Below are 14,129 nucleotides of genomic sequence, written 5' to 3' on the forward strand. Positions count from 1 at the left end.
AAACCAACTAAATATGACAAAATCAAAAATTTCCTTGAAACTAGTGGCTCCAGTCCTGATGAGCTTTTTCGTCATGAGCTTTTGCGATCTTGTAGGGATTGGTGTTGATCGTGTAAAGCTTGAGTTTGGCTTGTCCAACACCATGGCTCAATTAATTCCGTTAGCCGTTTTCTTCTGGTTTTTCGTCCTGTCTGTTCCCGTTGGAATTTTGCAGGATCGGATTGGAAAACGAAATGTGCTAAACCTGGGAATGGCCGTGACTGCCGTTGGGCTTCTCGTCCCTTTCTTCTTTTATTCCTTCGGAATGGTTTTGTTTGGCTTTGCCCTACTGGGAATTGGAAACACCATTGTGCAGGTTTCAGCGAACCCATTGCTGGTAGATGTGGTGCCGGATCAAAAGCGATCAAGCTTTCTGAGTTTCTCTCAATTTATCAAGTCCATCGGATCGATGTTGGCTGCTCCTTTAGCGGGTTGGCTGGCCTTGGTGTATGGCGACTGGAAACTTTTATTTGCGGTATTCGGGGTGGTGTCCATTTTGGCTATTTTGTGGTTGGGCCTAACCCCTGTTGAAGAAAGCCGAAACACGGAGACCCGGGCAACTTTTGCTTCTTCTTTTAAGTTGTTGGGAAATGGATTTATTGCCCTAATGGTACTCTGTATTTTCTTGGTTGTGGGGATTGATGTTGGTGTAAATGCGGTTTCCGGACAGTTTCTCTTGCATAAATTTTCGTCGGCACAAACCTTGGCTGAGTCAGGGCGCAGTTTCTATTTCTTTGGTAAACTGCTTGGAACCTTGGGAGGAGCTATTTTGTTGGCGAAATGGTCGTCACGAAAGTTCTTTGTCGGTTCATCTATAGCCGGAGTTCTTTCTCTGCTGGCTTTAATTTTTGCACCTACCGAGACACTGGCTTTGGTTGTTATTTTCATCGTAGGCTTAGGAATTGCGAATATCTTCCCACTCATTTTTTCACTTACAGTAGAGCGTTATCCTACCCGTGCCAATGAAATTTCAGGCTTAATGATTATGGCCATCGTTGGAGGGGCTATTCTGCCTCCAGTAATGGGATGGGTGGCCGATGCCTTCAATATTACCGCAAGCTTTGTGGTCTTACTCGCAGCAATTGTTTTCATCTTAATCGTATCAATTTATGGCTTTCAGAAAAAATAAAAAAAGGTTGCAGTGGTTGGTAGCAGGCGTATTTGCACTGCTGGTAGCATGCAGTCCAAAGAGCAATCCAACAGCTTATGACGCCTTACAGTATGTCAATCCTCAAATCGGTTCGGTGCACGGACGTTGGTTTTTTTACACGCCGGCAGCCTTGCCTTTTGGGATGGCCAAGTTGGCTCCGCACACCAATGCTTATGAGGGCGAAGGAAGTTGGTCGCCCCAGGGATATGACGACCGGCATGGTTCCATCGAAGGATTTGGGCATTTCCATGAATTTCAGATTGGTGGGCTGGTTGTCATGCCAACAACGGGAGCATTGAAAACGGTTCCCGGAACATTGGAAGAGCCGGATGCGGGCTATCGCTCTCGGTTCGATAAGGCCAGCGAAGAGTCAAAGCCCGGTTATTATTCGGTGTTATTGAAGGATTACGACGTTCGGGCTGAGTTGACTGCGACAGAGCGCGTAGGTTTTCATCGTTATACGTTCCCAAAGTCGGAGCAGTCGAACCTGATTGTTGACATTGGGCATAAGCAAGGTGAAAGTAGCACGGTAACCAATGCTTTTATCCGGATGAATGGGAAAAAGCAGCTTGAAGGTTATATCGAAACGTATCCGGTGTACCTTACTTTTTGCGATCCGGATAACCGGGTGAAAATGTACTTTGTCATTCAGTTGGATAAAGAACCGGAAGCTTTTGGCTCGTTTGTCAATGAGCAACAGGAAGCCGGTAAAACCGAAAGCAAGGGAGTTGGCAATGGCTTTTACCTTACATTTCAAACTGATGAAAATGAACTGGTTGAGATGCAGGTGGGCTTGTCTTATACAAGCATAGCCAATGCACGCAACAACTTGAATGTGGAGGCTGAGGGACAGACGTTTGACTCGGTGAAAGAAAATGCAGCATTAAAATGGAATGAAAAACTTTCCCGCTTCCAGGTGGAAGGGGCTACTGAGGCTGACCGGATCAAATTTTATACGGGCTTGTACCATGCCCTGTTGGGACGCGGAATAGCGAGCGATGTGAATGGCCAATACATTCAGTACGATAAAACAATTGGGCAGATTCCGTTGGATGAATCGGGTACACCTCGGTATCATCAGTATAACACAGACGGCATTTGGGGCGGTTTCTGGAATCTTGGGCAGCTTTGGGCGCTGGCTTATCCCCGTTACTTGAGTGAATATGTCCAGTCCAATATCGACTTCTCGAAAGTAAGTGGCTGGCTGCATGATGGAATGGCTGCCGGAACCTACACAAACGGAGTCCAAACCAACTTTCAGGGCTTGTTAATGGCTTCGGCTTACAATGCAGGTATTCGCGATTTTGAAGTAGAAACAGGCTATGAGGCAGCCTTGAGAAATGAGCTTGAATACCACAGTCGAAACCTGGGAAATGGGAAATATGATTTGCATTATTTCGTAAAGAATGGCTATGTGCCATCAAAAGATACGGTGATTGCTAATGGTTGGGTGTTCAACTTTGGAGCATCTCACACCCTGGAATATGCTTTTAGTTCGTATGCCGTAGGGCAATTTGCCAAAGCATTGGGACATAAGGCTGATTACCAGAAATTAATGACTCAGGCTGGAAACTGGGCAAATATTTTTGACCCGGAAACCCGTTTTATCAGGCCGCGTTACGAAGATGGCCGCTTTATTGAGAACTTCAATCCGCTGGAAGGATGGCGTGGTTTTCAGGAAGGGAATGCCTATCAATATACCTGGTATGTTCCGCATGATCCGGCTGGCCTCATCGAGAAAATTGGAATTGATACATTCAACGTTCGTTTGGAGAAAACATTTGTTGAAAGTCAAAAATCATTGTTTGGAGGAGGTCGCGAGGTGCACAGTTTTTCAGGTGTGGAGAAGCTGTACAATCAGGGAAATCAGCCTTGCCTGCACCAGGCCTGGTTGTTCAATTACTCGGGCAAGCCTTGGCAAACCCAGCATTGGACACGAACCATTTGCGATGAATTTTATGGAACAGAACCACTGCATGGTTATGGTTTTGGGCAGGATGAAGATCAGGGACAGCTGGGCGCCTGGTACGTGATGGGGGCACTTGGACTATTCGATGTTCAGGGGCATGCGGCAATGAATCCATCCTTCCAGTTCGGAAGTCCGATGTTTGACAAAGTGACCATTCAACTGGATGAAAACTATTACGAAGGAAAGACTTTGGTTCTCGAAACCCGCAACAACTCCAAAGAAAACAGATACGTACAGTCGGTTACCTGGAATGGCCAGCCTGTGGAAAATTGCTGGATCTCGCGAAATGAACTGATGAAAGGGGGAACCCTGCTTTTTGAAATGGGTAGCAGCCCTAATAAAAATTGGGGAGTAGGAATGCCTCCTCCGTCTATGACGAAGTAGTAGAATCTGTCAACCAAAAACCAAAAGCGATGAGTAAAAATTCTGTTTTAACGGTGTTCTTTTTGTTCGCATTCATGTCTGTGGGATTTGCTCAGGGAGAGGAAATTCTGTTGAACACAGGGTGGAAGGCCAAACGGGCAAGTGAGCTTCCGGTGGATGGAACTGTGATTTCCTCGGCTGACTTTGAGTTTTATGACTGGATGGATGCTCAGGTGCCGGGAACGGTGTTGACCACCATGCTGAAAAATAACAAAGTACCAGATCCTTTTTACGGTTTGAACAACGAGCTGATTCCTGATATTTACGATACAGGAGCAGATTACTATACGTTTTGGTTTCACAAGCGTTTGCCGAAGCTGGAATTGCAGGAGGGGCAACAGGTTTGGCTGAAATTCAGAGGAATTAACTATTCGGCTAACGTCTTTTTGAACGGACAGCGTGTGAATACTGATACTCATCATGGTATGTTCCTGCGGGAAAAGTACTTGATCACTCCGTTTTTAAGTCAAGAGGATGGTGCTGCCAATAACCTGGCAGTAATTGTACATCCGCCCAATCCGGTTGGGCATGCCAATGGCGGACAAGGAGGTGATGGAACAATTGCCCGGTCGGTTACGCAGCAGTTTACTGCAGGTTGGGACTGGATTTGTCCGATTCGTGACAGAAATACCGGAATTTGGGACCAGGTTGCCATTGAAATTACCGGACCTGTGGATATTCAAAATCCATTTGTTCGTTCAAGAGTGCCCGGAAAACGAACTTCCGGAAAGAAACAAAAACCGGCCTTTTTAACTGTTTCTGCGGAATTGGTTAATGCAACAGCAGAAGATCAGAAGGGGGTTTTAGTTGCCCAAATAGGTGATCAGAAATGGACTTTGCCTGCTACGCTTAAGACTCGGGAAACGGTTACGCTAAGCTTTCCTGAGATTAAAATGGAGAATCCGAAATTGTGGTGGCCGAATGGCTTGGGTGAAGCGAATTTATACCAGTTGGAATTGAGCTTTCAGCAGAATAATACACAATCGGATAAAGAAGCAGTCGGCTTTGGGATACGCGAAACCGGAACTTATTTTGATCAGGAAGTTGGTGGGCGTGTGTTCCTGGTGAATGGTCAAAAAGTATTTATAAAAGGTGGAAACTGGATTGCTTCGGATGCGCTGTTGCGACTTTCGCCCGAAAGGTATGAAGCTGAGGTTCGGATGCATGCGGAGATGAACATGAACATGATCCGGGTTTGGGGAGGCGCGATGCCAGAACGGCCTGAATTTTATGAGGCCTGCGATAAATACGGACTCTTGGTTTGGCAGGATTTGTGGGTGTCGGGCGACTGTAATGGCCGCTGGCCCGATCCAAAGAAAAAAGAGTCGCAAGCCAGAAGACAGGCGTATCCTGATGATCATTCGTTGTTTTTGACATCGGCTATCGATCAGATTAAGATGCTCCGGAACCATCCGAGTTTGTACCTGTGGTGCGGGGGCAATGAATTTCCACCTCCACCGGACATTAACGAGCAATTGGAGGAACGGATTTTTCCAGAGTTTGATGGAACCCGTTACTACGTGAATGAGTCGACCTCGGACAGTATTCTTCGAAATACGATTGGCGGAAATGGCGACGGGCCATACGGCATTCAGGATCCACTTCGCTTTTTTGTGGTGGAGTCGTATCCGTTTAATCCGGAGTTGGGGTCAGTGGGCGTTCCCAATGTTGAGGCCATGCGCAAGATGATGGATGCAAAGGATTTGGTTCCACCGAGCAATGACCGCCCCAATCAGGTGTGGCGCTACCATAAGTACATTGGCTATGGAAATACCATTGAGCAAATGGGCGAAATCAAAGGGATTGAGGATTTCTGTAAAAAGGCTCAACTGGTCAATTACGAGCAATACCGGGCGTTGCAGGAAGGCTTTAATGCTGGCATGTGGAATCAATACACCGGTATGCTGGTGTGGAAAAACCAAAATCCGTGGACCGCTTTGCGCGGACAGTTTTACGATGTGTTTCTGGATCAGACAGGTGGTTTCTACGGTTATCAGCATGGCGCAAGCCCAATTCATGCTCAACTCAATTTGAATGATTCTACCATTTGTGTGATGAATCAAACGCTTTCAGAGGTGACCGATCTTACCGTTGAGGTGCAGTTGATTGGGCTGGACGGAAAGCTTTTGCATGAACGAACCTTCGAGCTTGATGTTGAGGCCAACGCCTATAAAAATGCCGGACGACTGTTTGAACAAGAAAAGCCGGAGGGATTTTATTTTGCTCGTTTAAGCCTGAAAAACAAGCAGGATGAACTAGTTGATGAAAATCTTTATTGGTTGGTGAGCGAACCTTCCGATTGGCAACAACTCGATAATCTTGCTCCAGTAAATCTTCAGGTGAACTTAAAAAGAACGGAAGGAAGCAACTACCTGGCTGATATTTCCAACAAGGATCAGTCAACCGCCTTTTTTATTCGATTGAAAATTACGGATAGAATGACTGGCGAGTTGATGCTGCCTGTTTTTTTTGAAGATAACTACCTGACGCTTTTCCCCGGTGAGCAAAAGCAGATTGCGATTGATTTATCGCAATTGCCCAAAGAGAAGGACTTTAATAAACTTCAGTTGGAATTGGCTCCATGGAATGGAAAAAGAATCATCAAAACTTTTAATGAATAATGGCAACGAACCCATCGGTCGTTGTCTTGTGTGGCAAACAAAACTTTATTAATCAACAACTTTAATAGATATGAAAGCAATTATTGCTATTTTCTTAGTACTTGGAATGACGTGTTGTACGTCGAAATCAACTCAGCCGGATCTCAAAGATCAGATTCGAAACAATGAATATTTTGCCTTTACAAAAGCAAAAGCACTTGACATTGTCAAAACAGGTTTTAATGCCGGTGATGGCTATGGCGAAGTTTGGATTCGCGATTACAACACTTTTATTGAACTTTCTGCGGAAGTTTATCCTCAGGAAACCTTGAAAGAAAACCTGCGTGTTTTTTTTCGTTTGCAGAGAGATGATGGAAACATTATTGATGGATTTATTCCGAAAGAGAAAGCAAAGGCATCGGAAGGTGGTTACGACTATATTTTTACCGATCTGGAGCCGAACTATGCCGGGCATAAAAATACGGTTGAAACCGATCATGAAACATCATTGGTTCAGGCCGTTTATAAGTATGTGAAGAAAACGGGAGACACCGCATTTCTGAAGGAGAAAATTGGTGACAAAACGGTTGCTCAACGCCTGGAGTGGTCAATGGACTTTTTGTTGAATGAACGCTGGAGCGATCAGTATGGCCTGATCTACGGAGCGACTACTGCCGATTGGGGAGATGTGCAGCACAGCCATCCTTGGGGCGTTTACATCACAGACGACACGAAATTTTGTCTTGACATTTATGACAATGCCATGTTGGTGATTGCGTTGAACAACTTAATGGAGCTTGTTCCTGAAACGAAGGCGAAGTGGAAACCAATTTGCGATGGAATTGCAAAAAATACGATGAAATACTTGTGGGACGAGCAGAATCAAAAGTTCATTCCACACGTATATCTCGATGGTTCTCCTTTCCCTGCCGACTTCGACGAAAACCAAATTTACTACCACGGAGGTACCGCTACAGCCATTGAAGCCGGATTGCTGTCGAAAGAGCAAATTAAGGTTTCGCTCAATAAAATGATTGAAAACGTCAAAGCATCTGGAGCCGGATCGATTGGCTTAACCATGTATCCTCCGTATCCCGAAGGTTCGTTTGAAAATAAAGGCATGTATCCGTATGGTTATCAAAATGGCGGAGACTGGACTTGGTTTGGTGGTCGTATGATTCAGCAATTGATCAAGTATGGTTTTGTAGAAGAGGCTTATGAGCAAATGCAGCCCATGGTTAAAAGGGTAAAGGATAACGATGGTTTCTTTGAATGGTACACAGTTGATAATCAACCTGAAGGTTCAGGAACTTTCCGCGGTTCAGCCGGTGTATTGTACAAAGCCATTCAGATGTTTGAGGATTACGCGAAAGAGAAATAATAGGCAAAGGGCATGGGGCAAAGAGCCAAGAGGAAAATGGAAACAAGTTAGATCGTTAGATTTAGTCTTGTGTCTAAGTTCTTGTTTCTTGAATCTAAATTGAAAAAGATAAAGCAAAATATGAGTACACAGAATTGGAGAAAGACGAGTCAGTATTTGATGCCAGCTCAAAAGGAAGAGGAAAGTGCAGGCGATTATGGCTTGTATCCGGCCCATTCGTTGGGCGAAGGCAAAATACATTTGGGGGTAGAGAGCTTGGTTGAAAAGCTTGAAAAACATGAAACGATTATAATCGATGGTTACCAGGGCGTGTTTTTCGGAAAACTGAAAGAGAAGCTCGACGCACAGTTTAAACAAAAGGGGATTGACGTAAACTGGATTGATGTTGCTGAATACTTAAAGCCAGAGGCCGAAATCAATGCGCTTATCGAGCCATTTCTCGGGGGTGACGATCCGATTTTTGGGAAACGGGCAACCATTGAGTTGATTGATCTTTTTGACAAAACACGATGGGGCGAAATTCAAGATAAAATTGCTTCAGGAAAGAACATAGTTTATGGCGTAGGAGCCAGCCTTGTTGGAATCGAGGGCTTGTTGGTATACGTTGATCTGCCTAAAAACGAATTACAATTCCGTGCCCGCGCAAAGACCATTACCAATATCGGCGCATCGAATCCGGACGAGATTAAGCCCATGTACAAGCGCTTCTACTTTGTAGATTGGGTGGTTCTGAACAAGCGCAAGCAGGAATTACTTTCGAAGATTGACTTGCTTGTTGACGAACAGCGTTTGGATGAAATAACCTGGTTAAAGGGAGACGATTTAAGGCAAGGATTAAATGAAATAAGCAAAAATGTATTCCGAGTGCGCCCATGGTTTGAGCCCGGTGCATGGGGTGGACAATGGCTTGGCGAAAAGGTGAAAGGATTGAACAAAGATGTGCCGAATTATGCCTGGTCGTTTGAGTTGATTGTTCCTGAAAACGGCTTGGTCTTTGAAAGCTCAGGTCATGTTGCAGAAGTGTCGTTCGATGCGGTTATGTTTCAGGAGGGCGAGAATGTCTTGGGGCAAGCACATTCTCAGTTTGGGGCCGAATTCCCCATTCGTTTCGACTTTCTGGACACCTTCGACGGAGGGAATTTGTCCATTCAATGTCATCCTCATTTAGATTACATTCAAAAGCATTTTGGCGAAAACATGACCCAGGAGGAAACCTACTACATCCTGGATGCAGCACCGGAAGCGAAATGTTATCTTGGTTTTAATGAGGACATTGATCCCAAGGCTTTTGAAGCTGATTTGAAGTACAGTTTCGAGAACAATAAGTCCATTGACATTACCCGCCATGTGCAAGTATTGGACTCACACAAACACGATTTGTTTTTGATTCCTCCGGGTACCATTCATGGTTCAGGAATTAATAACCTGGTGCTGGAAATTAGCTCAACCCCCTACATTTTTACCTTTAAAATGTATGACTGGCTGCGTTTGGACATGGATGGAAAACCGCGTCCAATCAATATTGAACGAGGAATGGAAAATGTTTGTTTCGACCGAAAAGGCGATTATGTGACCGATAAATTGGTGGCAAAACCGACCTTGGTGGAGGAAGGTGCGGGATGGAAGTTGTATCATTTGCCAACCCACGAAAAGCATTTGTATGATGTGCATCGCTTCCATTTGACCGGAGAAGTTGAGGTGCAAACCGAAAACCGTTGTCATGTGCTGAGCTTGGTTGAAGGAAGCAGCATTTTGGTAGAGACGGAGAATGGCCTGACGAAGCGCTTTAACTATGCTGAAACATTTGTAATTCCTGCTGCTGCAGGTTCCTATAAAATAACCAATGAGGGTGAAGGCGAAGCCTTGGTAGTAAAAGCATTTGTGAAGTAATTTCTAGGAAAGAATACCTAACCCAATTAATGTGAAACATCCAAGACAAAGATTTCTTGACGCAATAAAGGAGGAAGGAAAGCGGAGGCCGGACACCGGTATGAAAGTCTGCGTATCCGAAAATCTAAAAGTCTTGTGTCTTGATTCTTTTGTCTTGGATCTAATTCTAAACATATGAGACTTTACAAGATTTCGACAATTCTTTTACTGGCAGGGCTATTATTAAGCTCTTGCAGTTCGAAGAATAAAGAACTTGCCGATAAAATACTTGCTGATCAAACAATGCAGGAAGTAGACAGCATGGCTCGCCAGCTGATGAAGAATGGGTTTTATGCCGGATCAGGCTACCAAATGGTCTGGTCGCGCGACTTAAACACCTTCATTGAACTATCCTGCGAGGAATATGATCAGGACGTTATTCGTAAAAACCTGCTGATGTTTTTTCATTTTCAGCAGGCAAACGGCGAGTTGCTGGATGGTTATGTTCCCTGCGAAGCTTTTACTTGGGGAGATCCGAATACTTATGAGTCGGAAACAGCTCCTGGGCACATCGGTTTTAAGAATACGGTAGAAACGGATCAGGAAACCTCGCTGATTCAGGCTATTTATAAATATGTGGTGAAGACGGGGGATAAAACAATCCTTGCCGAAGAGGTGGCAGGTAAGTCTGCTTACGAGCGGCTGAAATGGTCGATCAATTACTTGCTGAATGAAAGGTATGCTGCAAAATATGGCCTGATTACTGGTGCTACGACATTTGACTGGGGAGACGTGCAGGTTGAAGGAGGTGCTGTGGTGGATGTGGATAGCTTGACTCATTGGAGCATTGATGTGTATGACAATGCGATGTTGGCAATTGCTTTGGATAACCTGGCTGAATTAACGGATGATAACTCGGATAAACAGCGATGGAAGACGATGCAGGAAGATTTGCTGGTGAATATTCGAAAGTATTTGTGGGATGCTGAAAACAGCAAATTCATTCCACATATTTACCTGGATGGTTCTCCTTTTCCGGACGACTTCAACGAAAATGAAATTCATTATCATGGGGGAACCGCAGTTGCCATTGAGGCAGGCGTTTTAACCAGAGATGAAATTGCTGCAGTCCTTAAGCATATGGTGAGAAATGTTGAGCAATCAGGTGCTCCGTCGATCGGTTTAACGCTTTACCCGACTTATCCAAGCGATGTTTTGGGCAAGAATGTCTCCGCGCCTTATGAATATCAGAATGGTGGAGACTGGACTTGGTTTGGCGGAAGAATGATCCAACAGCTTATTGTGAATGACATGGTTGACAAAGCGTATGAGTTGGTACAACCCATGATGAACCGTGTCATTAAAAATAAAGGGTTTTACGAGTGGTATAAAATCGATGGAACTCCGGCAGGTTCTGGCGATTTTAAAGGATCTGCCGGAGTACTTGGAAAATCAATCGAACTATTTAACCAATGGGCAGAAGAAAACAAATAAAACAAAGCTTAAGCTACCTGCTTTTGTTGTGTTGTCTGGCAGGAACAAAGGCTTATGCCAAAGATCAAAGTGTGATTTGGCAAATCGGTGAAAATAACAATAGTTGTGCTGAATTTGCATTGGCCCCCAAGGGCTATCCTGATTACATTGCGAATGACTTTGGCTGGGAAGACAAATATTTCCTGATCGGGACATCTAACGATCAAAAAGACTGGCCATACATCATCCCCGGAACAAGTGATACCTGGGGTGGAACCTGGGGAACATCCGGTTGGCGCTCAAGTACCCTGACCATTCTGTTTGGGTTGGATCAGTTGCCTCGTTCCAATGATTGGAAACTGGTGGTTGATCTTTTGGACTGCAATCCGGATGATTTGCCACTGTTTAAAGTAACGGTTAACGGAAAATCATGGAAGTACCGAATTCCGGTAATCAACCCGGCTAGTTCAATCGATAATGATTCTGATAATTCGTCGGAATACCTTGTCGAAATTCCCCTTCCCAAAGGCTTAATTGCAAGCGGGGGAAATGAAATTGCTCTAACTGTTCTTGAAGGATCCTGGCTTCGCTTTGATCAAATTAAACTTGAAGGACCTAAGGGCGTGGAACTGACACAAAACAAGCAGGCCTTTTTGCGAAAAGTGGAACCTGCCGATTATGAAGTAGAGCATTACGGCAACAAAATACAACCACTATTGATTGATGTTGAGCATCTATCAGGCACACCTGACATGACCGTGATTCTAGATAACGAGGAAGTTTTTGCATCAACTTTGGAAGAAGGACGGTATGTGTTTGAAGTGCCGATGCCGGTGGTTCAGAAAGCACAAAAGAGCAGCTACGAAATTTGGCTTAATGGAGAAAAGCTTCAGGCGGGGAAAGTAACAAGGCAGCCGCCGAAGTTAACTTCACCAGCAGGCTATGTGGATACCAAAATTGGGACTGCCCATTCTCGGTGGATGATTGCTCCGGGACCGTGGATGCCATTCAGTATGGTGAAATTAAGCCCTGACAACCAAAATGATGGTTGGCAGTCTGGATATGAACCTACCTTTGAGTCGGTGGCTTGCTTCTCGCACATTCACGAGTGGACCATGGCCGGATTGGGGACCATGCCCACCAATGGCGCACTTCAAACAGAAGTTGGCGATGAAAAAGATGTGGATGGTGGTTACCGTTCGCGAATTGATAAATCAACAGAGCAGGCACCTTTGGGTTACTACAAAGTGCATTTAACCGATTATGACATTCAAGCCGAATTGACTGCAACTACCCGTTGTGGTTTTCAGCGCTATACCTTCCCGAAAGATCGCGATGGATCGCGTGTTTTGCTGGATCTGGTGATTCCTTCGGAATACCGGTATGACCTGCTTGAAGCTTCGGTAAAACAAACGGGCGAAAATACAATAGAAGGCTTTAGCCATCAGCTTTCACCAAATACCTGGAGTGGTGGAATCTCGCAGGAGTACACCATTTACTTTGTTGTAGAGTTTGACCAGCCGATAGCCGGATTTAGTACCTGGACTGAAAATGGCGTGGAAGAAGGCGCTGCAAGTTTAAATGTTCAGGGTGCAAAAGATGCCGGAGTTATTGTTGATTTCGATACTAAAAAAAATAAAGTGGTTCAGCTTCGTTCGGGGATTTCTTATGTGAGCCTTGAAAATGCAAGAGAGAACCTGAAAACTGAAGTCATTGATCCTTTCGGCTGGGACTTTGAGGCCGTTCAGAAAAATAATGTTGATACCTGGAATGACCTTTTTAGTCGTGTGAAAGTGGGCAGCAACGACAAGTATGAAAAAACACGTTTTTACACCAACATGTATCGTGCTTTGTGCAGCCGCAATACGTTTAGCGATGTGAATGGCGAGTGGCGGGATGCCGGGGAAAAAGTCCGAAGAATGGAAGACCCGTCGTCTCCGGCTTTGGGCTGCGATGCTTTCTGGAATACCTTCTGGAACCTGAATCAGTTTTGGAATCTGGTAACGCCGGAATGGAGCAACCGCTGGGTAAATTCGCAGTTGGCCATGTACGATGCCAATGGTTGGCTAGCCAAGGGGCCGGCCGGAATGGAATATGTTCCGGTGATGGTGGCTGAGCATGAGATTCCACTGATTGTTGGTGCTTACCAAATGGGGATTCGCGACTACGATGTGGAGAAGGCTTTTGAAGCCGTAAAAAAGATGCAAACAACTCCCGCGCAGGAAGTCGGAGGAGGTTTTGCCGGTAATCGAGACTTGGTTACTTACCTGGAACATGGTTATGTGCCCTACGACCAAGGCCGTTTTTCCAATTCGCTGGAGTATGCTTTTGACGATTGGACCATTGGACAGTTTGCAGAAGCTCTAGGTAAGCAGGGCGATTATCAAGCATTCTCGAAACGCGGAGCTTACTGGCGGAACGTGATCGATACGGAAACTGGTTTTGCCCGGATGAAAGATTCTAAAGGGGAGTGGTTTCCTGATTTTGATCCGTACAAGTCTGGGGCCAACCACCACTATGTGGAAGGAAATGCTTGGCAGTTAACCTACTTTGTGCCGCAGGATGTGCCGGCATTGGCTGAAGCCATTGGGAAAGGCCGTTTTGTAGAACGGCTGGATTGGGGATTTACTGAAAGTTATAAAACACGCTTCAATGGTTTAAACGACCAATACTGGAACTACCCGGTTATGCAGGGAAATCAGCAGTCGATGCACTTTGCCTTTCTTTTTAACTGGGTGCAGCAGCCGTGGTTAACGCAAAAGTGGAGCCGTTCCATTTTGGACCGTTACTATGGTTATGGCATTTCCAATGCGTATTTGGGTGATGAAGATCAAGGGCAGATGAGTGCCTGGTTTATCATGGCATCCATTGGGCTGTTCCAAACGGATGGTGGTTGCCGGGTTGATCCGGTTTATGAAATTGGAAGCCCTTTGTTTGAGAAAGTAGAAATTGATTTGGGAGAACGATTTGGACGTGGTAGCCAGTTTACTATTGAAGCCAAGCATGCTTCCCGCCTGAATAAATATGTCCAATCGGCTAAGTTGAATGGCAAGAAGTTGAACGATTTTAAGTTTCCGGCTAGCGAATTGTTAAAAGGCGGAAAGCTCGAACTGGAAATGGGACCAAAACCCAATAAGAATTGGGGTGTTGTTTCCAAGTAGACTGGATTGATAAGATCATTCACTTATTTAGCAGGAGTCTTTTGAATATTCAAAAGACTCCTGT

At 45.1% G+C, this 14,129-nt stretch carries 7 protein-coding genes; all 7 read left to right on the plus strand.

Annotated elements, in window-relative coordinates:
- Positions 1-13 precede the first annotated feature (13 nt).
- The 7 genes from BM156_RS12985 to BM156_RS13015 all read left to right on the plus strand — a co-directional run bounded on the left by BM156_RS12985 (position 14) and on the right by BM156_RS13015 (position 14,065).
- Entirely contained in the window at positions 14-1,168 is a 1,155-nt protein-coding gene (locus tag BM156_RS12985) for an MFS transporter (protein ID WP_093920317.1), read from the plus strand.
- Positions 1,149-3,542, plus strand: a complete 2,394-nt coding sequence (locus tag BM156_RS12990) for a GH92 family glycosyl hydrolase (protein ID WP_093920318.1) — start codon at positions 1,149-1,151, stop codon at positions 3,540-3,542. The genes BM156_RS12985 and BM156_RS12990 overlap by 20 nt, the downstream gene beginning before the upstream one ends.
- 29 nt (positions 3,543-3,571) lie before the next feature.
- A complete protein-coding gene (locus tag BM156_RS12995; RefSeq protein WP_093920319.1) occupies positions 3,572-6,202 on the plus strand; it encodes a glycosyl hydrolase 2 galactose-binding domain-containing protein in 2,631 nt (876 codons plus the stop codon).
- 70 nt (positions 6,203-6,272) lie between these two features.
- On the plus strand, positions 6,273-7,562 hold the full coding sequence (locus tag BM156_RS13000) for a GH36-type glycosyl hydrolase domain-containing protein (RefSeq protein ID WP_093920320.1): 1,290 nt from the start codon (positions 6,273-6,275) through the stop codon (positions 7,560-7,562).
- 120 nt (positions 7,563-7,682) lie between these two features.
- Positions 7,683-9,452, plus strand: coding sequence for a class I mannose-6-phosphate isomerase (locus BM156_RS13005; RefSeq protein WP_093920321.1), 1,770 nt, complete (start codon positions 7,683-7,685; stop codon positions 9,450-9,452).
- Between the two features lie 174 nt (positions 9,453-9,626).
- A complete protein-coding gene (locus BM156_RS13010) occupies positions 9,627-10,925 on the plus strand; it encodes a GH36-type glycosyl hydrolase domain-containing protein (RefSeq protein WP_093920322.1) in 1,299 nt (432 codons plus the stop codon).
- Positions 10,904-14,065 (plus strand): GH92 family glycosyl hydrolase, encoded by a 3,162-nt coding sequence (locus BM156_RS13015; RefSeq protein WP_093920323.1) that lies wholly within the window; start codon positions 10,904-10,906, stop codon positions 14,063-14,065. The genes BM156_RS13010 and BM156_RS13015 overlap by 22 nt, the downstream gene beginning before the upstream one ends.
- The last annotated feature ends 64 nt before the right edge of the window (positions 14,066-14,129 follow it).

It is taken from the genome of Sunxiuqinia elliptica (genome assembly GCF_900113005.1).
Taxonomy (GTDB): domain Bacteria; phylum Bacteroidota; class Bacteroidia; order Bacteroidales; family Prolixibacteraceae; genus Sunxiuqinia; species Sunxiuqinia elliptica.